Raw genomic sequence first — 25,931 nt, 5'->3', positions numbered from 1 at the left:
GGCGTTCCCATGCTGGCCAAACGCATCATTCCCTGCCTGGACGTCACCGGCGGCCGGGTCGTCAAGGGCGTCAACTTCGTCGAACTGCGCGACGCGGGTGACCCCGTCGAGATCGCCGCACGCTACAACGAGCAGGGCGCCGACGAACTGACCTTCCTGGACATCACCGCGACCAGCGACGGCCGCGACCTGATCCTGCACATCATCGAGGCCGTGGCCTCGCAGGTCTTCATCCCGCTGACGGTGGGCGGCGGCGTGCGCACGGTCGAGGACGTTCGCCGGCTGCTCAACGCCGGCGCCGACAAGGTGAGCTTCAACTCGGCGGCGGTGGCCAACCCGCAGGTGATCCGCGACGCGTCGGAGAAGTACGGCGCGCAGTGCATCGTCGTCGCGATCGACGCCAAGCGCCGCCAGGGCGAGGACCTGGCCGCGCGCGGCCCGGGCTGGGACGTCTACACCCACGGCGGGCGCAAGAACGTCGGCCTGGACGCCGTCGAGTGGGCGCGTCGCATGGCCGAACACGGCGCCGGCGAGATCCTCTTGACCAGCATGGACCGCGACGGCACGAAGAGCGGCTTCGACCTGGAACTCACGCGCGCCGTCAGCGACGCGGTGCCGGTGCCGGTGATCGCCTCGGGCGGCGTGGGCACGCTGGAGCACCTGTCCGAAGGCATCCGCCTGGGCGGCGCCGACGCGGTGCTGGCCGCCAGCATCTTCCATTACGGCGAGTTCACCGTCGCCCAGGCCAAGGCGCTGATGGCGCGCGACGGCATCCCGGTCCGCCCGTGAAGCCGCCGCAGCGCGGCCGCCCGAACGAGGTGCGGCTGATCGGCGGCGCCTGGAAGCGGAGCAAGCTGCCGGTGCCCGACCGGCCCGGCCTGCGGCCGACACCCGACCGCGTTCGCGAGACGCTGTTCAACTGGCTGGGCCAGGACCTCACCGGCTGGCGCGTGCTCGACGCCTTCGCCGGCAGCGGCGCGCTCGGTTTCGAGGCCGCGTCGCGCGGTGCGGCGCAGGTGCTGCTGCTGGAGCAGGACACGCAGCTCGTCGCCGGCTTCAAGGCCCATGCGCAACGCCTGGGTGCCGCCGGGCTGGAAGCGCGCCGCGCCGATGCGATGGCCTGGATGGCCGCGGCCGTGCCCGAGTCCTGGGAACTGGTGCTGCTGGACCCGCCGTTCGCCGCCGGGCTCGCGCTGCCGGCCGCGCACGCGGCCGCGCGCCTGGTCGTGCCGGGCGGTTTCGTCTACGTCGAGAGCGGCGAGGCGCTGGCCGAACTGCCGCCCGGGCTGGAGCCCTGGCGCGAAGGCCGCGCCGGTGCGGTGCACTACCAGCTGCTGCGCCGCGGCTACACTGCGCCGGTTTCCGTTACAGGACCCTGACGTGACCACCGTCACCCCGCTTGCCGCGGTCTATCCCGGCACCTTCGACCCGATGACCTTGGGCCACGAAGACCTGATGCGCCGCGGCTCGCGCCTGTTCGACCGGCTGATCCTGGCGGTGGCGGCCGGGCACCACAAACGCACGATGTTCACGGTCGAGGAGCGGCTGGCCATGGCGCGCGAGATCGCGGCGCCCTACGCCAACGTCGAGGTCGTCGCCTTCCGCGGCCTGCTGCGCGACTTCGTCGTCGCCAACGGCGCCAAGGTCATCGTGCGCGGCCTGCGTGCGGTCAGCGACTTCGAGTACGAGTTCCAGATGGCCGGCATGAACCGCCAGCTGATGCCCGACGTCGAGACGGTGTTCATGACGCCCTCGGACCAGTACCAGTTCGTCAGCGCCACCTTCATCCGCGAGATTGCCACCCTCGGCGGCGATGTCTCCAAGTTCGTGGCACCGTCGGTGCTTCAGCGGCTGCAGGAACGGGTCAACCAGCCCAGCACGTGACATGGCTTTGTGGATCACCGACGAGTGCATCAACTGCGACGTCTGCGAGCCCGAGTGCCCGAACCAGGCGATCTCGATGGGCGAGGAGCACTACGAGATCAACCCGGGCCGCTGCACCGAGTGCGTCGGGCACTTCGACGAGCCGCAGTGCGTGCAGGTCTGCCCGGTGGAGTGCATCCCGGTGAACCCGGCGCACGTCGAGACGCCTGAGCAGCTGCAGCTGAAGTTCCGGGCGCTGCAGGCGGGCGCTGCCGGTTAGTCGCGGCGCGCCTTCTTCTTCCGCGGCTTCGTCTTCGCGGTCTTCTTCAGCACACTCTGCGCGGCGGGTTTCTCGGGCTCGACGAAACCGCCGGGCGCCGGCACGGCTTCCTGTTCCCGCGCCAGGCGTTCGGCACGCAGCTGTTCGGCAAGTGCCGCTTCACGACGCGCCACCTCACGCGCGGCGGCTTCGTCGGCGGCGCTGGGGCGCTGGTCTCGCACGGCCAGTGTTTCGCCGCCGTGGCAGGGGCGGTCCTGCAGCACGCGCCCGTCGGGCCCGCAGCGCCAGATGCGCTGCACATCGGCCGCCTCGGCCAAGCCGCCCACCAGCATCGACAAGACGAGGGCGAGCGTGGTGCGCATGTCAGTCGGCCGGCGGGACGTCCGGCGCCGGCGGCGTTTCGGGGCGCGGCGGCTTCGGCGGCTTGGGACGTGGCGGCTTGGCGTGGATCTTCTGCAGCGCGCGGTCCATCTCGCCGGCGAGCATCAGCTCGGAAGCCGCGAGCGACTGCTCGATCGCCTTGGCGATCGCCTCGCGGTGGTCGGGCGAGGGCTTCTTCAGCACCCAGTTGACGACCTCGGCGCGCACGCCGGGGTGGCCGATGCCCAGGCGCAGGCGCCAGAAGTCCAGCGTGCCGAGCTGGCTGTGGATGTCCTTCAGCCCGTTGTGGCCCGCGGCGCTGCCGCCGAGCTTCATCTTGGCCTCGCCGGGCTGCAGATCGAGTTCGTCGTGCACGACGAGGATCTCGTTCGGCGCGATCTTGAAGAAACGCGCCAGCGTCGCGACCGAGAAGCCCGAGCGGTTCATGTAGGTCATCGGCTCGAGCAGCCAGGCCGGGCCTTGCGGCGTGTTCACGCGCGCGGCCAGCGCCTGGTAGCCGCGTTCGGGCACGAGGCGTGCGCCGAGCTTGTCGGCCAGTGCCTCCAGCCACCAGAAGCCCGCGTTGTGGCGCGTGGCCTCGTACTCAGGGCCCGGGTTGCCCAGGCCGACGAACAGACGAATCATGGTCGAGGATTATCCGGAGGCCGGAAACGACGAAGCCCCACCGAGGTGGGGCCCCAAACGGTGTGCGAGGCCGGGCAAGCCCGGCCGCGGCATCACTTCTTGTTCTGCTTCTCGTCCTTCTTGGCCTTGCCCTTGCCCTTTTCGGCGGCGACCACCGGTGCGGCGATCACTTCTTCCTCGACCTTGGGCAGCGCGACCGAGACGATCGCCGGGTTCAGCGTGCCGTGGCGCACGGCCTTGATGCCGGCCGGCAGCTTCAGGTCGTTGAGGTGCAGGGTCTGGTTCTTCACCAGGCCCGACAGGTCGATCGTGACGAACTCGGGCAGTTGCGAAGCCAGGCACTCGATCTCGAGTTCGGTGGCGACGTGGCTGATCACGCACTTGTCGGTCTTCACCGCCGGCGAGTTCTCTTCGCCTTCGAAGTGCAGCGGCACCTTCTTGCGCAGGCGGGTCGTCTCGTCGACACGCTGGAAGTCCACGTGCATGACGATCGGCTTCCACGCGTGCATCTGGAAGTCGCGCAGCAGGACCTTCTCGACCTGGCCGGCCAGTTCCATCTCGAGGATCGACGAGTGGAAGGCTTCCTTCTTCAGCGCGAAGAACAGGGCGTTGTGATCGAGCTCGATCATCTTGGGTTCGCCGGCACCGTAGACGATGCCCGGAACCTTGGCGGCGTTGCGCAGGCGGCGGCTCGCTCCGGTCCCCTGGACGCTACGCTCGAAAGCGGTGAATTTCATGTGGACTCCACAGTTGCGAAAAAGGGCCCGCGACCAGGCCCCAAAAAGGAAAGGGCTCGCGAAGCGAGCCCGCTTTCCCGTCAGAAATTGCTGTTCTGCTCGGCGAAGAGCGAGGTCACCGACTCGCCGTCGCTGATGCGGCGGATGGTCTCGGCGAACAGGAAGGCGACGCTGAGCTGGCGGATCTTCGGGCAGGCCTTGGCTTGCGGGCTCATCGGGATCGTGTTCGTGATGACGACCTCGTCGATCTGCGAGTTCTTGATGCGCTCGACGGCCGGGCCGGAGAACACCGGGTGCGTGCAGTAGGCGTAGACGCTCTTGGCGCCGCGTTCCTTCAGCACCTCGGCGGCCTTCACCAGCGTGCCGGCGGTGTCGATCATGTCGTCCATGATCACGCAGTTGCGGCCGTCGATCTCGCCGATGATGTGCATCACCTCGGAGACGTTGGCCGCCGGGCGGCGCTTGTCGATGATCGCCAGGTCGCAGCCCAGCTGCTTGGCCAGCGCACGGGCGCGCACCACGCCGCCGACGTCCGGCGAGACGACGACCAGGTCCTTGTAGGCCTTGCTCTTCAGGTCCGACAGCAGCACCGGGCTGGCGTAGATGTTGTCGACCGGGATGTCGAAGAAACCCTGGATCTGGTCGGCGTGCAGATCCATCGTCAGCAGGCGCTCGACGCCCACCGTCTCGAGCAGGTTGGCGACGACCTTGGCGCTGATCGGCACGCGGGTGCTGCGCGGGCGGCGGTCCTGGCGGGCGTAGCCGAAGTACGGGATCACGGCGGTGATGCGGCGAGCGCTGGCGCGCTTCAACGCATCGACCATGATCAGGAACTCCATCAGGTTCTCGTTGGTCGGGCTGCAGGTCGGCTGCACGACGAAGACGTCGCGGGCACGCACGTTCTGCCGGATCTCGACCGTGACCTCGCCGTCGGAGAAGCGACCCACCGAGGCCCGCCCGAGCTCGACGCTCAGATGCGTGGCAATTTCCTGCGCCAGCACCGGGTTCGCGTTGCCGGTGAAGAGCACGGTATTGAACAGCACGATGGGGATCTCCGGGAGCGCTGACGGCGACGCGCCGTCAGAGAGAATTTTGGCAGGGGAGGAAGGACTCGAACCCTCGCATGTCGGAATCAAAATCCGATGCCTTAACCAACTTGGCGACTCCCCTACACAGGACCCGGCTGACGCCGTGCCCTTGAAACCGTCTCAGTCACGAGCCCAGCCGACCAGCGGATGATGCTCCAGACTGCGGCACATCCGTCCGACCCAACCTTCCGGAAGCTCGGCTTCCGAAAATGTCGCCAGGGGTCGATCGCCTGTGCCAGCTCTCGCGAAGACTGCGCTGCCCGAGCCCGTCATGCGGCTGTTGCCGTAACGTTGCTCCAGAAAGCCCAGGGCTTGCGCCACATCGCTGCATCGGTCCTGCGCGGGTGGCTGCATGTCGTTGCAACCGTAGCCTGCGCTGAATTCCGCGACAACTTTGTCCTCTGCGGGAGAGCCCAAGACTATAGCAGATGTATCCCGTTTGAGAAGGGGGTGTTCGAAGATTTCTTTCGTGGAGATGCCTTCGGCGGGTTTCACGACCGCGTACCACTGGCGCGGCAGCACGATCGGCGTGAGCTTCTCGCCGATGCCTTCTACGAAGGCGTTGCGGCCGCCGACGAAGAAGGGCACGTCGGCGCCGAGCGTCGCGCCCAGCGCCAGCAGGCGCTCGCGCGGCCAGTCCAGGCCCCAGAGGCGGTTCAGCGCCAGCAGCACCGTCGCCGCGTCGGAGCTGCCCCCGCCCATGCCGGCGCCGGCCGGCAGCTGCTTGTCGATCGTGATGTCGACACCGGCCGACGTGCCGCTGGCGGCCTGCAGTGCGCGCGCGGCGCGCAGGCAGAGGTCCTCGGGCGGCAGCGCGCTGCCCAGGTCGTGGCGCACGATCGTGCCGTCGTCGCGGCGCTCGAAGTGCAGCCGGTCGGCCCAGTCGATCAGCACGAACGGCGACTGCAGCAGGTGGTAACCGTCGGCGCGGCGCCCGACGATGTGCAGGAACAGGTTCAGCTTGGCCGGGGCCGGGACGTCGAGCAGCGATCGCAAGGTCATGGGCCGCGACTCTAAGCCGTCACCCAGCGGCCGGCGCTTGCGCGCCGCCAAGCGCGCTTCAGCCCGGCGTCTCCAGGCGCACGCGCACCATCACCGGCGGCGGCGAGGCGCGCGAAGCCTCGACCCAGCCTTCGTCGCGGCGCGCGAGGTCGATGGTCCAGCCCATCTGCTCGAAGCCGCGTGCGGTCGGCTGCGACTCGGCGCCGGGCCAGGGCCGGCCCGCCAGCCAGTCGGGCAGGGCGGCCAGCGGCAGCGCCTCTCCAAGTGCCTCGCGCGAGAGTTCGTCCAGGCCGCCGTAACGCGTGCTGCCGTCGGAGGTCGTCAGCACCGCCTCGCCCGGCGCCCAGCGCGCGGTGGCGACGATGCTGCCCAGCGGTGAAGTCAGGCGCAGCTCGCCGCGTTCGCCGTCGCCCTGCAGCTCGAAGCCGCTGGCCATGCGGCGTTGCGGCGCGTCGGCCGGGTGCACCTCCACCGAGAGCCTGCCGGCGAGCCAGCCGCCCGCTTCGTGCGGCACGGTCGTGCAGCCGGCGAGCGTGAGTGCCGCCGCCACGAGCAACGCACGCATCATGCGGCGGCGCTCACTGGCGCACCTTCAGGCGCTTGAGCGTCTCGGCGAGCACCTCGTTGCTGCCGTCGCGGCGCCGCGCCTCGGCCCAGATCCGTCTGGCCTCGTCCTGCTGGCCGTCGGCCCACAGCACCTCGCCCAGGTGTGCGGCGATCTCGGCGTCGGGCCGCGAGGCGTAGGCGCGGCGCAGCAGTTCCAGCGCCCTGGCCCGGTTGCCCAGGCGGAACTCGACCCAGCCCAGGCTGTCGGTGATGAAGGGGTCGTTGGGCGCGAGTTCGAGCGCACGTGCGATCAGGTCGCGGGCTTCGCCCAGGCGCTTGCCACGATCGGCGAGCGAGTAGCCCAGCGCGTTGTAGGCGTGGGCGTTGTCGGGCTTGAGCTCGATGACGCGGCGCAGCAGGCGCTCCATCTCGTCGATGCGGCCCAGCTTCTCGGCCATCATCGATTGTTCGTAGAGCAGCTCGGGGTCGTCCGGCTCGCGCTGCAGCGCCTGCCCCATCACGTCGTAGGCCTCCTTCCAGCGCCGGGCCTCGCGCAGCATGGCCGCCTCGGCGTCGAGCTTGGCGCGTGCGTCCTGCGGGCCGCGTTCGGGGGCCGTCTGCAGCAGCCTGCGCGCCTCGTCGACACGGCCCTGGCGGGCCAGCATCGATGCGCGCCGCGCCTGCACCTCCAGCGCGCGCTGCGGGTCATCGACCTTCGCCAGCCAGCGTTCGGCGGCGGCGTAGTCGCCGCGCTGGTCGGCCGACGCGGCAAGCATCAGCCAGGCCTGCACCCGGCCCTGCGCCGGGCTCGACGCGCGCGCCTCGTCGGCACCGTCGGGGGCATCCGCGCCGTCGTCGTCGGATGCGTCGGCGTTGGCCTCGGTCAACGCGAGGTAGCGCTGCAGCGCCGCTTCGCCTTCGGCCGGCTGCTTCAGGTCCAGGTACAGCGCGCCCAGCGTCAGGTAGGGGGGGGCCAGGTCGGGTTTGCGTCGGCTGACGGTCTGCAGCTGCTGCAGCGCGTCGGGGTAGCGCTGCAGCGTCATCAAGGCGCGTGCGTACAGCAGCAACAGCGCCGGCTCGGCGTCGGGGCGCACGACGTAGTCGTTGACGATGGGCTCGGCTTCGCGGCGCGTGGGCAGCAGTTCCAGCGCCAGCAGCACCGGGGCCTCGGCCGTGGGGGCGTCGGCGTGCGCCTGCTGCGCCAGCGCCAGCGCGCGGTCACTGTCGGCGGCGGCCAGCCAGCCGCGGCCGATCGCCACCTGGGCGGCGACACGCGTGACCGGCTGCTCCAGGTAGGGCTGGAGCACCTCCTCGACGAGGCGCGCGCCGTGCGCCGGGTCGGCCGCGCGCTGCAGGAACCGGGGCACGGCGGCGATGAGTCCGCTGCGCTCGGCCGGCGTGGCCAGCAGCAGCAGTGCGCGCAGCGGCTCGGCGGCCTGGTCCAGCCGGTTCAGTGCCGACAGGATCTGCAGCTCGGTGCGCAGGGCTTCCTGCGAGGTCGGCAGCGTGCCGCGCCAGGCGCGTGTGGCTGTCAGCGCCTCCTCGCCGGCGCGCGCCTGCAGCGCGATCTCGACGGCGCGACGGAACAGCGTCTCGTCGCGGCTGCGCCGCGCCGCGTCCAGGATCACCTGGTAGGCGGTGCCGGGCTGGCCCTGGCGCGCCTCGATCTCGCCGATCAGCAGCTGATAGAAGAGCGGCGCGTCGAGCAGCGAGTTGCGCACCGGCGCCGGCGGCGACGACGCAGGTGCTGCCGGCGGCGCGGCGTCCTGGGCCCAGGCGGAGACGGCGGCGAAGGCCAGCGCGGCGGCCAGCGGGCGGGCACCGCGGCGGCGGGCGGCGGCAAGGGATCGGGAAGGCATCTCGACATAATGCCGCATGCCCGAATTGCCCGAAGTCGAAGTCACGCGCAGGGGCATCGACGAGCCGCTGCGCGGCGCCCAGGTGCTCGCGGTGCGCCTGGGCAAGGCCTTGCGCTGGGGGCTGGGCGTCGCCCCCGAGGCCCTGGTCGGCGCCCGCGTGCTGCCGGTGCAGCGCCGCGGCAAGTACCTCTGGCTGCCGCTGCTCGGCGGCTGCGGCGGCGGGCTGCTGCTGCACCTGGGCATGTCCGGATCGCTGGCGCTGCATGCCGTGGCACCCCCGCCCGGCGCGCACGATCATTTCGACCTCGTCACCTCGCAGGGCACGCTGCGGCTGACCGACCCGCGCCGCTTCGGCGCCGTCGTCTGGTCGCCCTCGACGGTCGATGCGCCGGCCGCGACGCTGCTGGCCACGCTGGGCGCCGAGCCCTTCGACGAGGCGCTCACGCCGGCGTCCTTCCACGCCGCGCTGCAGCGCCACCGGGCGCCGATCAAGGCGATGCTGCTGTCGGGCCGCATCGTCGTCGGGGCCGGCAACATCTACGCCTGCGAGGCGCTGCATGCGGCCGCCATCCACCCGGCGACACCCTGCCGGCGCATCGGCCCGGTGCGTGCCGCGCGGCTGCTGCAGGCGCTGCGCGAGACGCTGGCACAGGCCATCGAGCTCGGCGGCTCGACGCTGCGCGACTTCCGCGACGCGCACGGCATGGACGGTGCGTTCCAGCAGCACGCGCGTGTCTATGGCCGCGCCGGCGAAGCCTGCCCGCGCTGCGGCGCCGCGGTGCGCCGTATCGTGCAGGCGCAACGCGCCACCTACTATTGCGCCGCCTGCCAGCGGCCCTGAGCGAGACGGATTGCGCAGCCCCGGCGTGCCGAGGCCCCGTGTCCGCGGGGGGGCTGCGCTAGCATGCGCCGGCCGATGCAGAGTCCACTCGTCTCGACGCTCGAATCGTTTGCCGCCTGGCGCCACGGCGTGGACCGCCGCGTGGCGGCGTTCGTGCGTTTCCTCGCCGACCACGAGCTGAGCGACGCCGCGCAGGCCGAGCTGCTGGCCTCGTTGCGCGAGCGCCTGTCCGGCGAGCGCATCGTGCTGGCCTTCGTCGCCGAGTTCTCGCGCGGCAAGTCCGAGCTGATCAACGCGATCTTCTTCGCCGCCGCCGGCCGGCGCGTGATGCCGGCGACACCCGGGCGCACGACGATGTGCCCGGTCGAGCTGTTCCACGACCCGGCGCAGCCGCCGCGGCTGGCGCTGCTGCCGATCGAGACCCGCCTGGCCGGGCACGCCTTGTCCGAGCTGCGCCGCCACGACGAGTCCTGGCAGGTGCTGCCGCTGGACCCGCAGGACCCGCACGCGCTGGCCGCGACGCTGGCCGCCGTGACGCGCACGCGCCGCGTCAGCGTCGGCGAGGCGCGTGCCCTCGGCTTCTGGCACGACGAGCGCGCCGAGGACAACCCGCCGGTGCTGGCCGACGGCCAGGTCGAGGTGCCGGCCTGGCGCCATGCGCTGATCAACTTCCCGCACGAGCTGCTCTCGCGCGGCCTGGTCGTCGTCGACACGCCGGGGCTCAACGCGATCGGCGCCGAGCCCGAGCTGACGCTGTCGCTGCTGCCTTCGGCGCACGCCTGCGTCTTCGTGCTCGCCGCCGACGCCGGCGTCACGCGCTCGGACCTGGCGATCTGGCGCGAGCACCTGGGCAGCGACGGGCTGGAACGTTTCGTCGTGCTCAACAAGATCGACACGCTGGCCGACCCGCTGGCCGAGCCGGCCGTCGTGGCCGCGCAGATCGAGCGCCAGCGTGACGCCAGCGCCGCGGCGCTGGGCATCACGCGCTCACGCGTGTTCCCGTTGTCGGCGCGCGAGGCGCTGGCCGCGCGCGTGGCCGGCGACACGCGCGCGCTGGCGGCCAGCCGCCTTCCGGCGCTGGAAGCGGCCTTGACGGCCGAACTGATCCCGCGCCAGCACGAGCTGCTGGCGCAGGCCGCCGCCGGCAGCGCGCAGCAGATGCGCAGTGCCGCCGCGCGCCGCCTGGCCGACCGTCGCCGCCAGCTCGCCGAGCAGCTGCTCGAGCTGCGTGGCCTGCGCGGCAAGAGCGCGGCCAAGGTGCGGCTGATGCTCGAACGCGTGGACGCCGAGTCGGACGAGTTCGACGGCTGCGTCAAGCGTCTGGCTGCGCTGCGTTCGGTCCAGTCCCGCCAGCTCGCCTCGCTGCAGGACCGCCTGGGCAGCGACGCGCTGCGCACCGAGGTGTCGGCGATGCTCTCGGCCGTCGGCGGGCGTGCCTTCACCGGCGGCGCGCGCGAGGCCTTCGCGACGCTGTTCAAGCGCCTGCGTGCCGCGCTGTCCGACGCCAGCGTGCTCGGCGACGAGATGCGGCGCATGCTGGACTCCAGCTTCGTGCAGCTCAATGCCGACCACGGCTTCGCCTTCGCGCTGCAGCCGCCGCCGCCGCTCAACCGCTATGTCGACGCGCTCGATCAGCTCGAGCGCAACTACGCCCGCCACCTCGGCCTGACGCAGGCCTGGCGCCTCGCGCTGCCCGGGGCGGGCGAGCAGTTCCGCCGCATGCTGCTGGCGGCGCTGCGCACGGTGTTCGAGAGCGCGGCGCACGACGTCGAGGTCTGGAGCAAGTCGCAGTCGTCGCAGGTCGACGAGCAGCTGCGGGAGCGCCGCCGAGCCTTCCGCCGCCGCCGCGAGGCGCTGGAGCGCATCCAGGCCGCCGCCGGCGAACTGGAGGCGCGCATCGCCGAGGTCGAGCAGCAGGACCAGCACCTGCTGGCGCTGCACGCCGGGCTGGACCGCCTGGTCGACGAGCTCGTCGCCAGCGCGCGCGAGGCCGTGGCCACGGCGCCGCCCGCGCTCGACGCCGCCTGATGCCGGCCGCCGGGATCGCCGCGCGTGTCGTGCGCTGGCAGCGCGAGCACGGCCGCCACACGCTGCCGTGGCAGAACACGCGCGACCCCTACCGCATCTGGCTGTCCGAGGTGATGCTGCAGCAGACCCAGGTGGCGACGGTGCTGGGCTACTACGACCGTTTCCTGCAGCGTTTCCCCGACGTCGCCGCGCTGGCCGCCGCGCCGCTGGACGAGGTGCTGGCGCTGTGGAGCGGGCTGGGCTACTACAGCCGCGCGCGCAACCTGCACCGCTGCGCCCAGGCCGTCGTCGCCGACCACGGCGGGCGGTTCCCGCCCGACGCCGCCGCGCTGGCCACGCTGCCCGGCATCGGCCGCTCGACCGCCGCGGCGATTGCCGCCTTCGCCTACGGCGAGCGGGCCGCGATCCTGGACGGCAACGTCAAGCGTGTGCTGACGCGTGCGATCGGCTTCGCCGGCGACCTGGCGCGCCCGGCCGAGGAGCGCGCGCTGTGGCGCGAGGCCGAGGCGCTGCTGCCCGAGCAGGGCATCGAACGCTACACCCAGGGCCTGATGGACCTGGGCGCGACCGTCTGCCTGGCGCGCCGGCCGCAGTGCCTGCTGTGCCCGCTGGCCGAAGTCTGCGTCGCACGTACCGAAGGCGCGCCCGAACGCTACCCGGTGAAGACGCGCACGCTGCGCCGCGGCCGGCGCCGCCACGCGTTGCTGTGGCTGAGCCGGGGCGACGCGGTCTGGCTGGTGCAGCGCCCCGACAGCGGTGTCTGGGCGGGGCTGTGGAGCCTGCCGGAGTACGAGTCGGCCGAGGACTTGGAGGCGCTGGTCGCCGGCTGGCCCGGGCAGGGCGCGTGGCTGGACCCTTTCGTGCACGTGCTGACCCACCTCGACTGGACCTTGGAGCCGCTGCGCTGGACGCTGCCGCCGGCGCTGGCCGCCGAGCCGGGCGCGGTCGAGGCCGCGCTGCCGGCCGGGCGCTGGTTCACACGCGCCCAGGCGCTGGCCGCCGGGCTGCCGGCGCCGGTGCGCCGCCTGCTCGAAGCCGACGCGCCGCTCAGCCGATGACGATCGACTTGTCGCGCAGATAGCCGTCGACGATCGACAGCCGGATCACCGGGTCTTCCAGTTCCATCAGCTTCTGCTTGGCCGACAGCGGCACCGGCAGCAGCTCGCACCAGCGGTTGGCCACCCAGCCGGCGTCGTCGAAGCGGTAGGGCTCGGCAAACGGCTGGTGGCCTTGTTCGTCGAGCTTGCGGATCGCCTCCTGCAGCGCCTGCACGGTCGGCTGCATTGCCTCGCCCGGCGCGCGCAAGGCGTCGGCGGCGATGTCCTCGACCTCGCAGGTCCACAGCCCGTCGGCCTGCTGCCCGGGCTTGCCGGTGAGTCGGAAACGTTCCAGCCCGGTGCCGCGCACGCGCAGCAGCCCGGGGCCGTCGGCGTCGACCTCGTCGAGCCGCACGACGACGCCGACGCGTTCGAGCTTCACGCCCTGCGCCGCGCTGCCCGTCTCGCGCCCCTGCTGCAGGCAGACGATGCCGAAGCCGGTGCCTTCGCGCAGGCAGCGGGCGACGAGATCCAGGTAACGCGCCTCGAAGACCTTCAGCCCCACCAGCCCGCCGGGGAAGAGCACGGCCTGCAGCGGGAACAGCGGCAGCGGTTCAGCCACGGGCGTCCAGTTCGCGGTGGCGGATCAAGGTCGCCTGGCGGCCTTCGAAGCGCCGCGCCAGCTGCTCGACGCCGTAGACCGAGCGGTGCTGGCCGCCGGTGCAGCCCAGCGCGACCGTCAGGTAGCTGCGCTGGTTGTCCTCGAACGACGGCAGCCAGCGTTCGATGAAGGTGGCGATCTGCTCGAGCATCTCGGCGGCGTCGCTCTGCGCCCGCAGGTAGGCCGCCACCGGCTCGTCGCGCCCGCTCAGCGCACGCAGTTCACGCACGTAGTACGGGTTGGGCAGCGCCCGCAGGTCGAAGACGAAGTCGGCGTCCAGCGGCACGCCCTGCTTGAAGGCGAAGCTCTCGAAGACCAGGGTCAGCGCCGACTCGCGTGCGCCGGCCAGCCCGCGCACCCAGGCGCGCAGCACGCCGGGGCGCAGCTGGCTGGTGTCGATGACGGTGGACTTCTCGCGCAGCCCGGCGAGCAGCTCGCGCTCGAGCTCGATCGCCTCGACCAGCGCGCGCGAGGCGTCGCCGCCGGCCGGCACCGAGGACAGCGGGTGCGGCCGGCGCGTCTCGGAGAAACGCCGCACCAGCGCGTCGGTGCTGGCGTCCAGGAACAGCGAGCGCACCTTCAGCCCTTCGGCACGCAGCGCGTCGATCAGCGGCGGCAGCAGCGGCAGCGAACCGACGGTGCGCACGTCCACCGCCACCGCCACGCGCCGCGTCCAGCGCTCGTGCTCCAGGCGGATGAACTCGCGCAGCAGCTCGGGCGGCAGGTTGTCGACGCAGAAGTAGCCGGCGTCCTCCAGCGCGTGCAAGGCGATCGACTTGCCCGAGCCCGAGATCCCGGTGACGAGGAAGACCTCGTTGCCGCTGCCGTCGGGCAGCGGCGCCCATTCGCTGGGCGGCGGGTCGACGAAGCCGCTCATCTGCTGTTCCCCGCCAGCATCGCTTCGGCGTGGGCGCGGCTGGTGCTGGTCAGGCGTTCGCCGCCGAGCATGCGTGCGACCTCGGCCACACGTGCCTCGCCGGTGACGGCGTGAACCTCGCTGACCGTCGCCTTGCCCTGCAGCGCCTTGGCGACGACGAAATGGTGGTCGGCGCAGGCCGCGACCTGCGCCAGGTGGGTGACGGCCAGCACCTGCGTCGAGCCGCCGAGCTGCTTCATCAGCCGGCCGACGCTGTCGGCCACGGCGCCGCCGACACCGGCGTCGATCTCGTCGAAGATCAGCGTCTGCGCGCCGTCGCCGGGCGCCGCGGCGGCGGTCGTCACGGCGATCGCCAGCGCCAGGCGCGACAGCTCGCCGCCCGAGGCCACCTTGGCGATCGCGCGCGGCGTGCTGCCGGCGTGGCCGGCGACACGCAGCTCGACCGTCTCCAGCCCGAAGGCCTGCGGCTCGTCCTGCGGCAGCAGCGCGACCTCGAAACGCCCGCCGGCCATGCCCAGCTGCTGCATCGCCTGCGTCACCGCGTCGGCGAGCTTCGGCGCCGCCTTAGCGCGGGCGCGGCCGATCTTCTTGGCCTCGTCGCGCCAGGCGCGTTCGGCTTCGGCGGCGGCACGTTCCAGGGCGTCCAGGTCGGCCGCGGCGTCCAGCGCCGCCAGTTCGGCCTTCCAGCCGGCCAGCAGCGCCGGAATCTCGGCCGGCTGGCGGCGGTAGCGCCGCGCCAGCGAGACCCAGGCGCCCAGGCGGGTGTCGAGTTCGGCCAGACGCTCGGGGTCGGGTTCGCGGCGGCCGAGATAGGCGCCCAGCGTGTGCGCCGCGTCCTCGATCTGCGCCTGCGCGCCGCGCAGCACCTCGACGACCGAGGCCAGCTCGGCGTCGTAACGCTGCACTTCCTCCAGCGCGTCGATGGCGCGCGAGATCAGCGCGTCGGCCGAGGGTTCGCCTTCGGCGGTGGCGTCCAGCGCCGCGCGGGCGCCGTCGAGCAGCGCCTGGCCGTGCGCCAGCCGCTGGTGTTCGGCGTTCAGCTCGTCCCACTCGTGTTCGCCGGGGGCGAGCTTGTCGAGTTCGGCGATCTGCCAGGCCAGGCGCTCGCGTTCACGCTCCAGCGTGTCGCGCTGCGCGCGGGCGGCGTCCAGCGCGGCCAGTGCCTGGCGCCAGGCGGCCCAGCGTGCGGCCATCGCGCGGGTGTCGGCGCCGGCCTGGGCGTCGAGCAGCGCACGCACCGCGGCCGGGCGTGTCAGGCTCTGCCAGGCGTGCTGGCCGTGGATGTCGACGAGGTGGTCGGCGGCCTCGCGCAGCTGCGTCACGGTGGCCGGGCTGCCGTTGATCCACGCCCGGCTCTTGCCCTGGGCGTCGATCGTGCGGCGCAGCAGCAGCGTCGGCTCGGCGGCGAAACCGGCTTCGTCCAGCCAGGCGGCCAGCGAGGCCGGGGCGTCGAACTCGGCGGCCACCTCGGCGCGCGCCGCGCCTTCGCGCACCAGCGCGGCGTCGCCGCGTGCGCCCAGCGCCAGCTGCAGCGCGTCGATCAGGATGGACTTGCCGGCACCGGTCTCGCCGGTGAGCACGCTGAAGCCGGCGTCGAGCTCGATCTCCAGGCGTTCGACGATGACGACGTCGCGAAGAGAAAGACGGCGCAGCATCTCTAGACCACGCCTTCGTACCAGCGCAGCTTGCGGCGCAGCGTGGCGTAGTAGCTCCAGCCGCGCGGATGAAGGAAACGCACCTTGTAGGCCGAGCGCCGCACCTGCACGCAGTCGCCGTGCGCCAGGCTGGCCAGGCTGTGCATGTCGAAGTGCGCCGAGGCGTCGCGCCCGGCGACCAGCGTGATGCGCACCGTCGCGCTGTCGGGCAGCACGATCGGCCGGTTGGACAGCGTGTGCGAGGCGATCGGCGCGAACACCAGCCCGGCGATGCCCGGATGCAGGATGGGCCCGCCGGCCGACAGCGCGTAGGCGGTGGAGCCGGTGGGCGTGGCGATGATCAGGCCGTCGCAGCGCAGGTTGGCGACGAAGTCGTCGTCGACGTCGACCCGCAGCTCGACCATGCTGGCCGTCACGCCGCGGGCCACCACCACGTCGTTGAGCGACAGCGCCTCGTGGACGTGCAGGCCGTTGCGGAAGACCTGGCCCTCCAGCATCGAGCGGTGCTCTTCCTCGTAGTCGCCGGCGATCATCGTCGCCAGCGCTTCCTTGTACTGGCCCACCGGCACGTCGGTGATGAAACCCAGCCGGCCCTGGTTGATGCCCACCAGCGGCAGGTTGTGGCGCGAGAACTCGCGGGCGATGCCGAGCATCGTGCCGTCGCCACCGACGACGACGGCGAAGTCACAGCATTCGCCCAGCGCCGGCGCGTCGTGGGCGCCAAATTCGGTGATGCCGGTCGCCTCGGCCGTCTCGCGCTCGAAGTACACCGCCACGTCCTGCTCCTGCAGGAAACGGGCGATCTCCATCAGCACCGGGGCGATGCCCTGGGCCTGGTACTTTCCGACGATGGCAGCGTGGCGGAACGGGGCCGGCATGCGGCGCATTACACCATAGGGAAAACTGCTCCCTACAATCCGAAACCATGCTCGACGACCGCGCCAAGACGCTGCTGAAAGCCCTCGTGGAGCGCTACATCGCCGACGGCCAGCCGGTGGGGTCGCGCACGCTGTCGCGCGCCTCCGGGCTGGACCTGTCGCCGGCGACGATCCGCAACGTGATGGCCGACCTCGAAGAACTCGGCCTCATCGCCAGCCCTCACACCAGCGCCGGCCGCATCCCCACGGCGCGCGGCTACCGGCTGTTCGTCGACACGATGCTCACCGCGCGGCCGATCGACCTGCAGACCGTCGCGCCCGAGCTGGCCGCCGCGCGCGAGCAGCTGCATCCCGACCAGCCGCAGCGTGTCATCGCCCAGGCGGCCTCGCTGCTGTCCAACCTGTCGAGCTTCGTCGGCGTCGTCAGCGCGCCGCGCAAGGCCGGGTTGATCCACCACATCGAGTTCCTGCGCCTGGGCGAGCGCCGCGTGCTGGTGATCCTGGTGGCGCCCGACGGCGACGTGCAGAACCGCGTCATCTTCACCGCGCGCGACTACAGCCAGACCGAACTCGTCGAGGCCACGAACTTCCTCAACGCGCACTACACCGGGCTGGCGATCGAGGAGGTGCGCGAGCGCCTGAAACACGAGGTCGACGCGCTGCGCGGCGAGATCGCCCAGCTGATGCAGGCCGCGGTGCAGGCCGGCGAAGAGCTGGCCGGCCGAAGCGAGAACGTCGTCGTCTCCGGCGAGCACAACCTGCTGGGCGTGCAGGACCTGGGCCACGACATGGCCGGGCTGCGCCGGCTGTTCGACGTCTTCGAGCACAAGACCGAGCTGATGCGGCTGCTCGACGTCAGCAGCCGTGCGGAGGGCGTGCGCATCTACATCGGCGGCGAGAGCCAGGTCGTGCCGTTCGAGGAACTGTCGGTCGTCACCGCGCCCTACGAGGTCGACGGCCGCATCGTCGGCACGCTGGGCGTCATCGGCCCGACGCGCATGGCCTACGACCGCATGATCCGCATCGTCGACATCACGGCCCGGCTGGTGGGCAACGCGCTGTCGTCGCGCTGAGGGCCTCTGTCGGCCCCGCCCATGCGAGGCCCCCGTGAGGGATTGCCCATTCGCATTGAGATTTGTCAGGCCCATCGGGGGGCCACCCGGTACACGCTGTAACGGGTGGCCGGTATAACTCGTCCAGGCCGTGGGCGGTTCTCTATCGGCCACCGTCTTCTCCGGTACGGACTCGGCGCAACAGACGCAGGCCGGAGGCGATACAAACGGGGTGCACGCACCGGTACCCCGATTCGGGAGTTCGGTTGTTCGCATCCGTTGGGGCCCTGGCGCGCAGCCTGGGCCTGGCGCCTGTCCGTACGCTGTCGTCCGCCTTCGTGCGGGCCGTCCTGGGCTTTGTCGTTGCCGTTGCCGGCGCCGGCGCCGCCTTTGCCGCCCCGCCGGAGGCCGGCGCGCGGGTGCTGCGCGTCGTCAGCGACGAGAACTACCCGCCCTTCCTCTTCCGCGACGTCGACGGTCAGATGCAGGGCTATCTGGTCGACTACTGGAAGCTCTGGGAGCGGCGCACCGGGGTGCGTGTCGATCTGATCGCCACCGGCTGGGTCGAGGCCCAGCGCCGCGTGCAGGCGGGCGAGGCCGACGTCATCGACCTGATCTACCGCACCCCGGCGCGCGAGGCGATCTACGACTTCTCGTCGCCGCACGCCGAGCTGCCGGTCAACATCTACAGCCACGTCGGCCTCAGCGGCGTGAACAGCGTCGCCACGCTCAAGGGCATGCCGGTGGGGGTGCAGGAGGGCGACGCCTGCATCGACAAGCTGCGCGAGCACGGCATCGACACGCTGGTGCTGTACCGCAACTACGACGCGCTGATCGCCGGAGCCAAACGCGCCGAGGTGCGCCTGTTCTGCCTGGACCAGGCGCCGGCCAACTTCTACCTCTACAAGTTCGGCGCCGAGCGCGACTTCAAACAGGCGTTCCAGCTGTACACCGGCCAGTTCCATCGTGCGGTGCGCAAGGGCGACGCCGCGACGCTGGAACTGGTGGAGCGCGGCGTCGGCGCGATCGATCCGCAGGAGGACAACGCCCTGCGCCAGACCTGGTTCGGCGCTCCGCTGCGCGTCAGCTCCTACGCCGACGAGTTCTGGTGGATCGGGCCGGCGGTGCTGGCGCTGGGCGCGGCGCTGCTGCTGTGGAACGTGTCGCTGCGCCGGCGCGTGGCCGGGCGCACGGCCGAGCTGCAGACCGCGCTGGGCGAGCTGCGCGAGGCGCACAAGGCCGCCGAATCGGTGCGCGCCAACCTCGCCGCCACGCTGTCGGCCATCCCCGACCTGCTGTTCGAGTTCGACGCCAGCGGGCGTTATCTCGACATCTATTCGGGTGCCAGCTCGCGGCTGCTGTACCGGCATCCCGACGAGGTCATCGGCCGGCGTGTCGACGAGGTGCTGCCCGCCGTCGCCGCGGCCACGGTGCTGGAGTCGATCGCCGCCGCGCTGCGCGACGGCGCCGACTACGGCCGCACGATGGAGCTCGAGCTCGACGGCCGCCCGCACTGGTTCGAGCTGTCGACGACACGCAAGGACGCGGGCCACGTGCTGACGCTGTCGCGCGACATCACCCGGCGCCGCGCCGCCGAGGAAGCGCTGCTGCTTGCGCGCGAACACGAGGTCATCGCCGAGCGCGACCTGCGGCTGCGGGCGCTGAGCGACGCCGCACCGGTGCCCATGCTCTACCTGCGTGGCGACAGCGTCGAGTCGGCCAACCTCGCGTTCCGCGAGCTCTTCGGCGTCGACGAACGCGACCTGGATACCTTCGACGCCTGGTGGCGCCTGGTCTGCGCCGATGCCGCCGCGCGTGCCGGGCTGCAGACGGCCTGGCGCGAGGCGGTCGAACGCGCCTGCGCCGAAGGCGGCCGCCTGCGCGAGATGGAGATCCGTGCCACGGCGCGCGGCGGTGTCGAGCTGGTGCTGCTGGTGGGCGGCCAGTTGCTGGGCGACGGCACGGTCGTCACGATGGCCGACATCACGCCCCTCAAGCGTGCGCAGGAGCTGGCCGAAGCCGCCAGTGCCGCCAAGAGTTCGTTCCTGGCGACCATGAGCCACGAGATCCGCACGCCGATGAACGCGATCATCGGCATGACGGCGCTGGCGCTGAACACCGATCTCAGCCCGCGCCAGCGCGACTACCTGCAGAAGATCCAGTCGGCCGGGCGCAGCCTGCTGGCGACGATCAACGACATCCTCGACTTCTCCAAGATCGAGGCCGGCAAGCTGGAGATCGAACGCCGCGAGTTCGACCTCGAGGACGTGATCGGCGACGTCAGCGACCAACTGGCCGGGCGCGCCGTGGCCAAGGGGCTGGAGTTCGTCGTCGACCTGGGGCCCGAGGTGCCGCGGCGCCTGATCGGCGACCCGCTGCGGCTGGGCCAGGTGCTGCTGAACCTGTGCGGCAACGCGGTCAAGTTCACCGAACAGGGCGGGGTCTGCGTGCGCCTGCGCGTGCAGCGCCGCACCGACGAATGCGTGATGCTGCGCTGCGCGGTGCAGGACAGCGGCATCGGCCTGGACGCCGAGCAGCGTGCACGCCTGTTCCAGAGCTTCCAGCAGGCCGACAGCTCGATCACCCGGCGCTACGGCGGCACGGGCCTGGGCCTGGTGATCGCCAAGCGGCTGGTGGAGCTGCAGGGTGGCGAGATCGGCGTCGACAGCACGCCGGGGGCGGGCTCGAACTTCTGGTTCACCGTGCACCTCGGCCTCACCGCGTCGCGTGGCGTGCGCAGCTGGGGCGATGCCGCGCTGCGTGGCCGCAGCGCGCTGGTGGCCGACGCGCATCCGCGGGCACGCGAGGTGATGGTGTCGATGCTGCGCGGCTTCGGCCTGCATGTCGCCGTGGCCGAGGACTGGCCGGCCGCGGCGCGCCTGCTGCACGAGGCGGCCGCGTGCGGCCGTCCCGTCGAACTGGCCGTCGTCGAGCGCCAGCTCGCCGGGGACGGCGGCGTGGCCCCGGCGCTCGAGGCGCTGGCCCTGGAGCCGGCGCCGCGCCTGCTCGTCGTCGCGGCGCCGAATGCCGTCGCCGACGAGGACGCCGGCCTGGTGCTGCTGCACCAGCCGGTGACGCCTTCGCGGCTGCTGGACACGCTGATGCATCTGCTGGAGGACCCGGCGGACGGCCGCCCGGCGGCCGAGGCCGCGCCGGCCGCCGACGACGGCGCGGCGCCGCTGCGCGGCCACCGCGTGCTGCTGGCCGAGGACAACGAGCTGAACCAGCAGGTGGCCGTCGAACTGCTGGCCGGCCTGGGCATGGAGGTCGATGTCGCGGCCAACGGCGTCATCGCCGTCGAGAAGGTGCGTGCCGGGCGCTACGACCTGGTGCTGATGGACATGCAGATGCCCGAGATGGACGGCCTGAGCGCCACCCGTGCGATACGGGCGCTGCCCGGTGCCGCCCGGCTGCCGATCGTCGCGATGACGGCCAACGCCATGCAGGGCGACGTGCAGCGCTGCCTGAACGCCGGCATGGACGACCACATCGCCAAGCCGATCGACCCGCGCCGGCTGGCCTCGCAGCTGCAGGCCTGCCTGCTTCGCCGGCCCGCGCCGCCGGCGCCCGCGCCGGCCGCGGTGGCGCAGGCCGACACCGGGGTGCTGGACACCGAGACCGGCCTGCGCCTGGCCGGTGGCCGGCGCGTGTTGTACGAGCGGCTGCTGCGCCGTTTTGCCGAAGGCCGGGCCAACGCCGCGGCGCGCCTCGCCGAGGCCCTGTCGACGGGCGACATGGCGGCCGCGCGCCTGGCCTCGCACACGCTGAAGGGGGGTGCAGCGCAGATCGGCGCGGCCGCCGTCAGCGCGCTGGCCGCGGCGCTGGAGCAGTCGCTGCGCGAAGGCGCGGGCCCCGAGCGGCTGCAGGCCCAGCAGGCCGACCTGGAGGTCGCGCTGGCCGCGCTGGACGAGGCCGTGCGCGCCGCGCTGCCCGCGCCCGACCAGGGCTCCTAGAATCGCCGTCTTTGCGCGCGGGGGCCGTTAGCTCAGTCGGTTAGAGCAGAGGACTCATAATCCTTTGGTCCGGGGTTCGAGCCCCCGACGGCCTACCAGTTGCAAGGTGTTCTGCGGTAGTGACCACTGACCGCGCGAAACAATCTTCCAACTGCTGCCAGTCCTGAGGCAGATGCCCGCTCGTCCGGTCCTGCCGGCCCACGCCCTGATCAAGACCCGCCGATGGCGTTCAGCGTCTGCTGCGCATCGGCCAGCCTGCCGTGCACTGCGGTGAAATCCGGGTGGCAGCCATGAACATCGCGCGCATCCGCGCGGAGTCCTGCGCCAGCGCAGCTGCGCTGGCGCCCGGTTGCGGCCATCCGGCCTGGGGTGGTCCGCTTGAGCACGATCTGCATCCCGGCGGCTGCGTTATCGCCATGATGAAAAGCCAGCGCCGCCCTGCAGAGGTTGCCGCTCGATGGCGGGACAGGCTGGTCGCCGGCAAATGGCGGCCACGGGCACCCTGGTACAACCGTGTCCCGAGGGAGCAGAGCCCACGATGGCATTACCGGACGGCCTTTACGACCAACTGCTGACCGAAAGTCTGGCCCGGTCGCTGGCCGGTATCGGCGCCGACCGTGCCGACGTGAGGGCGCTGAACGGCGAGGTTGGCGAGGCACTGGCCGAGTCCGTCTCGCGCCAGCTGGCGGCCATCCTCGACGACCTGCCCGGCGACGACCCCGACAGGGCCCGGCAGCAGCTGGCGCTGGTGAACGACCTGCTGGTGATGCTGCGACGCCGGCTGCAGCGCGACTCCCCCGGCGCGGCCAGCGGCACCCCGGATGGCGCGGTCGACCTGCTGTCGCCGCCGTTGCGCGTGCTGCGCGCGGTGCAGCGCGACGGGCAGTTCGCGCTGCCGCCCGAGATCGGCCTGGCCGTGCCCTGGCTGTTCACCGCCGGCAAGGGATCGCCGTCGCTGCTGCAGGAGATCCGGCGCGAACTCGCCTCCAGCGACCAGGTGGACATCCTGGTCAGCTTCATCACCGTGTCGGGCGTGCGCAAGCTGCAGGACGTGCTGCAGCAGATCACCGCGCTTGGCGCCCGGGCCAGGCCGGCGACGCGGCTGCGCATCCTGACCACCACCTACACCGGCGCCACCGAGGCCCGCGCACTGGACGAGCTGGCCCGGCTGCCCGGCTGCGAGCTGCGGGTGTCGCTGGATGGCCGGCGCACGCGGCTGCACGCCAAGGCCTGGCTGTTCCACCGCAAGACCGGCTTCGGCTCGGCCTACGTCGGCAGCGCCAATCTGTCCGGCGCCGCACTCACCGGTGGGCTGGAATGGACGGTGAAGCTGGCGCAGCGTGGGCAGGAGGCGCTGTTCGCGCGCGCCGTGGCCCACTTCGAGACCTTGTGGGCCGACAGCGAGTTCCAGCGTTATGACCCCGACGACGCAGGCCACCGCCGGGCGCTGGCCGCCGCGCTGGGCCGCGAGTCCTTCGGCGCCGAGACGTCGACCCCCGTCAGCTTCTTCGACCTGCAGCCCAAGGCCTACCAGCAGGAGATGCTGGAGCAGCTCGAAGCCGAACGCGCCCGCGGCCGCATGCGCAACCTGCTGGTGGCGGCCACCGGCACCGGCAAGACCGTGGTGGCCGCCTTCGACTACCGCCGCACCTGCCAAGCCGAAGGCGGGCGGCCGCGGCTGCTGTTCGTGGCCCATCGCGAGGAGATCCTGCGCCAGGCGCTGCGCACCTACCGCGAGGTGCTGCGCGACCCGGAGTTCGGCGAGCTGCTGACGGGCAGCCACCAGCCGCAGCGCCTGGACCACCTGTTCGCCACCATCGACAGCGTGACCAGCCGCGATCTGGTGGCAAGCAGGGGCGCCGAGCACTGGCACACCGTCGTGATCGACGAATGCCACCGCCTGGCGGCCGAGCGCTTCGACGCCTTCGCCAGCGCGGTGCGCCCGCGCCTGCTGCTGGGCCTGACCGCCACGCCCGAGCGCAGCGATGGCCAGCCGATTGCGCGCTACTTCGACGCCCGCCCCGACGGCAGCCCGGCGGTGGAGCTGCGCCTGTGGCATGCGCTGGACCTGCAGCTGTTGGCGCCCTTCGAGTACTACGCCTGCGACGACACCACCGACTTCTCGGCCGTGCCCTGGGACAAGCCGGGCGAGCGCGAGGCGCTGGACAAACTGGTCACCGCCAACGACGTGCGCGCCCGCCTGGTGGTCAACGAGTGGCGGCGGCTGGCGTCGGACGCGGCGCGCAGCCGGGCCATCGTGTTCTGCGTGTCGGTGGCACACGCGCAGTTCATGACCGACTGGCTCAACCGCGCCGGCCTGGCCGCGGCCTGCGTGGTGGGCAGCACCGATGCCGAAGAACGCCGCCGCGCGCCGCAGCGGCTGCAAAGCGGCGAGCTGTGCGCGCTGGTGACCGTGGACCTCTACAACGAAGGCGTGGACCTGCCGATGGTGGACACGCTGCTGTTGCTGCGGCCCACGCAAAGCCCGGTGCTGTTCCAGCAGCAGATCGGCCGTGGCCTGCGGCTGGCGCCGGGCAAGGAGAGCTGCCTGGTGCTGGACTTCGTGGGCCAGCACCGCGCCGACTTCCGTTTCGACCGCCTGCTGTCCGGCCTGACCGGCCTGTCACGCCGCGAACTGGTGGACGGTGTGGAGCAAGGCTTCGGCAGCCTGCCGCCCGGCTGCCACATCCACCTGCAGCGCCAGACACGCGAGCAGGTGCTGCAGAGCCTGCGTGCGCTGACGGCGCAGAACTGGCGCAGGCTGAAGGCCGAGCTGCAGAGCTATGCGGCGCTGAAGGGCCGCACGGTGCGGCTGGCCGAATTTCTGCACGACCAGGCGCTGGAGCTGGAGGACGTTTACCGCAGCGGCACCGGCCAGGGCCGCAGCGGCTGGACGGCGCTGCGCCGCGACGCCGGCCTGCTGGTGGCCGAGCCCGGTCCGGAAGAGGACTACTTCAGCCGGCGACTGGGCGACCTGCTGCATGTGGACGACCCCGCGCGCCTGGCGACGATGGCGGCCGCCCGCAGCCTGCCGGCACGGCTGGCGGAGCAGCCGCCGGCCGCTTCGGCAGCCCAACCGGCGGCAGACGGCCCGCGAGCCGCATCGCTGCTGCGTACTCAGGTGCAGATGCTGGCGTACCAGATCGACGGCGGCCAGCGCCAGGCTGCCGGGCCGGATGCCTTTGCGCAGCGCCTGGCCGCCCACCCGGCCATCGGCGACGAGCTGACCGAGTTGTCGGCCCTGCTGCAGGCGCGCAGCAACCTGAACCCGCAGCCCGTACCAGGTCTGGAAGACACGCCGCTGTGCCTGCATGCCGCCTACGGCGTGCGCGAGGTGCTGACGGCGGTGGGCTGGTTGACGGCCAGCCGCCGCGCACCGTTCCAGGCAGGGGTGCTGCCGCTGGCCGAGCGCAAGACCGAGCTGCTGTTCGTCACCCTCGACAAGAGCGCCGGCTACCACGACCGCATCGCCTACCGTGACTACGCCATCAGCGCCGAGCGCTTCCACTGGCAGAGCCAGAACAGCGCCGGCCCCGACACGCCAGGCGGGCGGCGCTACCTGGACAGCGCGGCCAATGGCTGGCAGTTCCAGCTGTTCGTGCGGCCGCGCAAGGGCGAGCCTTATCGGGCATGCGGGCGGGTGGTGCTGGAATCGGCGGAAGGGGATCGACCGATGAGCATCGTGTGGCGCTTGGTGGCGGCGCTGCCGGCGAGATGGTTCAGGGAGTTCAGTGTGTTGAGGGGTGCGTGAGGGGGCCTGGGCTGCTGTCTGGGTGGAGGAAGGTCAGCAATAGACTGGCTGGCGTCACCTAGGATCCGGCCGCTGAACGGCGTTGACTGCCCGAACCTGCCATCCGGTGCCGTTTGGGCGGCTGGCCGCGGTGCCTTCGAAAGCTGTCGTACGGGCGATCAGGTCGGCGACCCTGTCGGGGCCCGCACCTCGCGACCGGCCAGCGGCAGCTCTCGCCGACTGCGAACCGGCGCTGCCGACCCATGGCTGCCCTACGCGCATCCTTCCTCGGCGACTGAAAGGTGCAGGAAGCTGAAGTTCAATTTGGTTGGAGGAGTTCGGCGCCACAGCGGTTGCTGTCTTCGGCAGGCCTGCGCGCAATGGCCGATATGGGTCACATTGCCGACTACGGCAGAGTAAGAGTCCAATGCCGGTACTGTCACGATGGGCCCTGCTTGCTTCGCGTAAGAATGGATGGGTACATCACGGCCATGGCAACGATGAAGCAGGTTGGGATCCTTCGGGACCCGGCGACACGCTGGGGCAATGACGCGTTCATGAAGTACCGGGGTTGCGTCGCATTCATTGCGACCGAGGGCCTCGACGGCGCGCAGGGAATCGGCACATGCTTTCATGTCGGCGAGGGCGTATTCGTCACCGCCCGCCACGTCGTCGAGGGCCGGACCATCACCGAGATCGGCTTCGACGATGGCCCGACCTCACTCAGCCTGCTCGAAGACCCGACCTGATTAGCAACGTGCCTCAGCAGTCTCACGCAGTGAGCCAGTGAACTTCTACGCTGGCAGCACCGCTCACGAGGAGACGCTGATGGCGATGAA

The 25,931-nt window shown here is 71.7% G+C and carries 23 protein-coding genes and 2 tRNA genes; 12 read left to right on the top strand and 13 right to left on the bottom strand.

From position 1 onward, the window contains the following. Window positions 1-9: 9 nt before the first annotated feature. From hisF to EV684_RS00110, 4 genes are read left to right on the top strand one after another with little or no spacing between them, the layout of a single operon-like run. Window positions 10-789, top strand: coding sequence for an imidazole glycerol phosphate synthase subunit HisF (gene hisF, locus EV684_RS00125; RefSeq protein WP_014427077.1), 780 nt, complete (start codon window positions 10-12; stop codon window positions 787-789). After that, complete coding sequence (gene rsmD / locus EV684_RS00120) at window positions 786-1,379, top strand: 16S rRNA (guanine(966)-N(2))-methyltransferase RsmD (protein ID WP_132644181.1); 594 nt, start codon at window positions 786-788, stop codon at window positions 1,377-1,379. The genes hisF and rsmD overlap by 4 nt, the downstream gene beginning before the upstream one ends. A 1-nt stretch (window position 1,380) precedes the next feature. Beyond that, complete coding sequence (gene coaD, locus EV684_RS00115) at window positions 1,381-1,884, top strand: pantetheine-phosphate adenylyltransferase (protein WP_132644180.1); 504 nt, start codon at window positions 1,381-1,383, stop codon at window positions 1,882-1,884. A 1-nt stretch (window position 1,885) separates the two neighbouring features. After that, window positions 1,886-2,143: a YfhL family 4Fe-4S dicluster ferredoxin gene (locus EV684_RS00110; protein ID WP_132644179.1), complete on the top strand. Its 258-nt coding sequence runs from the start codon at window positions 1,886-1,888 to the stop codon at window positions 2,141-2,143. Here EV684_RS00110 and EV684_RS00105 read toward each other — a convergent pair. From EV684_RS00105 to EV684_RS00070, 8 genes are all read right to left on the bottom strand, one after another. Beyond that, window positions 2,140-2,505: a hypothetical protein gene (locus EV684_RS00105; RefSeq protein ID WP_132644178.1), complete on the bottom strand. Its 366-nt coding sequence runs from the start codon at window positions 2,503-2,505 to the stop codon at window positions 2,140-2,142. The genes EV684_RS00110 and EV684_RS00105 overlap by 4 nt on opposite strands. 1 nt (window position 2,506) lies before the next feature. Beyond that, entirely contained in the window at window positions 2,507-3,148 is a 642-nt protein-coding gene (gene pth / locus EV684_RS00100; protein WP_132644177.1) for an aminoacyl-tRNA hydrolase, read from the bottom strand. Between the two features lie 92 nt (window positions 3,149-3,240). Continuing rightward, window positions 3,241-3,885: a 50S ribosomal protein L25/general stress protein Ctc gene (locus EV684_RS00095; RefSeq protein WP_132644176.1), complete on the bottom strand. Its 645-nt coding sequence runs from the start codon at window positions 3,883-3,885 to the stop codon at window positions 3,241-3,243. A gap of 80 nt (window positions 3,886-3,965) precedes the next feature. Further along, window positions 3,966-4,928, bottom strand: coding sequence for a ribose-phosphate pyrophosphokinase (locus EV684_RS00090; protein WP_132644175.1), 963 nt, complete (start codon window positions 4,926-4,928; stop codon window positions 3,966-3,968). Window positions 4,929-4,978: 50 nt separating this feature from the next. Then, window positions 4,979-5,055 (bottom strand) — tRNA-Gln (locus EV684_RS00085). Window positions 5,056-5,093: 38 nt separating this feature from the next. After that, entirely contained in the window at window positions 5,094-5,975 is an 882-nt protein-coding gene (gene ispE, locus EV684_RS00080) for a 4-(cytidine 5'-diphospho)-2-C-methyl-D-erythritol kinase (RefSeq protein WP_132644741.1), read from the bottom strand. Window positions 5,976-6,033: 58 nt separating this feature from the next. Then, entirely contained in the window at window positions 6,034-6,540 is a 507-nt protein-coding gene (locus EV684_RS00075) for an outer membrane lipoprotein LolB (protein WP_242478641.1), read from the bottom strand. A 13-nt stretch (window positions 6,541-6,553) separates the two neighbouring features. Then, window positions 6,554-8,380, bottom strand: coding sequence for a tetratricopeptide repeat protein (locus EV684_RS00070; protein ID WP_242478640.1), 1,827 nt, complete (start codon window positions 8,378-8,380; stop codon window positions 6,554-6,556). Window positions 8,381-8,396: 16 nt separating this feature from the next. On the opposite strand from EV684_RS00070, the gene mutM reads away from it, so the two are divergent. The 3 genes from mutM to mutY all read left to right on the top strand — a co-directional run bounded on the left by mutM (window position 8,397) and on the right by mutY (window position 12,307). Further along, complete coding sequence (mutM, locus tag EV684_RS00065; RefSeq protein ID WP_132644172.1) at window positions 8,397-9,221, top strand: bifunctional DNA-formamidopyrimidine glycosylase/DNA-(apurinic or apyrimidinic site) lyase; 825 nt, start codon at window positions 8,397-8,399, stop codon at window positions 9,219-9,221. A 75-nt stretch (window positions 9,222-9,296) separates the two neighbouring features. Beyond that, entirely contained in the window at window positions 9,297-11,249 is a 1,953-nt protein-coding gene (locus tag EV684_RS00060; protein WP_132644171.1) for a dynamin family protein, read from the top strand. Beyond that, window positions 11,249-12,307, top strand: a complete 1,059-nt coding sequence (gene mutY / locus EV684_RS00055) for an A/G-specific adenine glycosylase (protein WP_132644170.1) — start codon at window positions 11,249-11,251, stop codon at window positions 12,305-12,307. Before EV684_RS00060 ends, mutY begins: the two co-directional genes overlap by 1 nt. Here mutY and EV684_RS00050 read toward each other — a convergent pair. Genes EV684_RS00050 through EV684_RS00035 form a run of 4 tightly spaced genes read right to left on the bottom strand, consistent with a single transcriptional unit; the run spans window position 12,297 to window position 16,357 of the window. Then, window positions 12,297-12,908 (bottom strand): LON peptidase substrate-binding domain-containing protein, encoded by a 612-nt coding sequence (locus EV684_RS00050; protein ID WP_132644169.1) that lies wholly within the window; start codon window positions 12,906-12,908, stop codon window positions 12,297-12,299. The genes mutY and EV684_RS00050 overlap by 11 nt on opposite strands. Beyond that, complete coding sequence (gene rapZ, locus EV684_RS00045) at window positions 12,901-13,824, bottom strand: RNase adapter RapZ (RefSeq protein WP_132644168.1); 924 nt, start codon at window positions 13,822-13,824, stop codon at window positions 12,901-12,903. The genes EV684_RS00050 and rapZ overlap by 8 nt, the downstream gene beginning before the upstream one ends. Next, a complete protein-coding gene (gene recN / locus EV684_RS00040) occupies window positions 13,821-15,479 on the bottom strand; it encodes a DNA repair protein RecN (RefSeq protein ID WP_132644167.1) in 1,659 nt (552 codons plus the stop codon). Before recN ends, rapZ begins: the two co-directional genes overlap by 4 nt. Window positions 15,480-15,481: 2 nt before the next feature. Next, window positions 15,482-16,357: an NAD kinase gene (locus EV684_RS00035; protein WP_132644166.1), complete on the bottom strand. Its 876-nt coding sequence runs from the start codon at window positions 16,355-16,357 to the stop codon at window positions 15,482-15,484. A 47-nt stretch (window positions 16,358-16,404) separates the two neighbouring features. Here EV684_RS00035 and hrcA point away from each other — a divergent pair, with 47 nt between their 5' ends. The 3 genes from hrcA to EV684_RS00020 all read left to right on the top strand — a co-directional run bounded on the left by hrcA (window position 16,405) and on the right by EV684_RS00020 (window position 21,460). Continuing rightward, the gene (hrcA, locus tag EV684_RS00030; protein ID WP_132644165.1) at window positions 16,405-17,430 is read left to right on the top strand and encodes a heat-inducible transcriptional repressor HrcA; all 1,026 of its coding nucleotides are present in this window, start codon (window positions 16,405-16,407) and stop codon (window positions 17,428-17,430) included. Window positions 17,431-17,675: 245 nt separating this feature from the next. Further along, window positions 17,676-21,362 (top strand): response regulator, encoded by a 3,687-nt coding sequence (locus tag EV684_RS00025; RefSeq protein ID WP_242478639.1) that lies wholly within the window; start codon window positions 17,676-17,678, stop codon window positions 21,360-21,362. A gap of 21 nt (window positions 21,363-21,383) precedes the next feature. Beyond that, a tRNA-Ile gene (locus tag EV684_RS00020) sits at window positions 21,384-21,460 on the top strand. 111 nt (window positions 21,461-21,571) lie between these two features. On the opposite strand, the gene EV684_RS00015 is transcribed toward EV684_RS00020, so the two are convergent. Next, on the bottom strand, window positions 21,572-21,757 hold the full coding sequence (locus tag EV684_RS00015) for a hypothetical protein (protein WP_132644164.1): 186 nt from the start codon (window positions 21,755-21,757) through the stop codon (window positions 21,572-21,574). A 143-nt stretch (window positions 21,758-21,900) separates the two neighbouring features. On the opposite strand from EV684_RS00015, the gene EV684_RS00010 reads away from it, so the two are divergent. Both EV684_RS00010 and EV684_RS00005 read left to right on the top strand, forming a co-directional pair. Continuing rightward, on the top strand, window positions 21,901-25,113 hold the full coding sequence (locus EV684_RS00010) for a DUF3427 domain-containing protein (protein WP_132644163.1): 3,213 nt from the start codon (window positions 21,901-21,903) through the stop codon (window positions 25,111-25,113). Between the two features lie 470 nt (window positions 25,114-25,583). Then, window positions 25,584-25,841: a hypothetical protein gene (locus tag EV684_RS00005; RefSeq protein ID WP_132644162.1), complete on the top strand. Its 258-nt coding sequence runs from the start codon at window positions 25,584-25,586 to the stop codon at window positions 25,839-25,841. Window positions 25,842-25,931 lie beyond the last annotated feature (90 nt).

The sequence above is a fragment of the Rubrivivax gelatinosus genome (assembly GCF_004340905.1).
Classification (GTDB): Bacteria; Pseudomonadota; Gammaproteobacteria; order Burkholderiales; family Burkholderiaceae_C; genus Rubrivivax; species Rubrivivax gelatinosus.
This window is presented reverse-complemented; position numbering and strand designations above follow the sequence as displayed.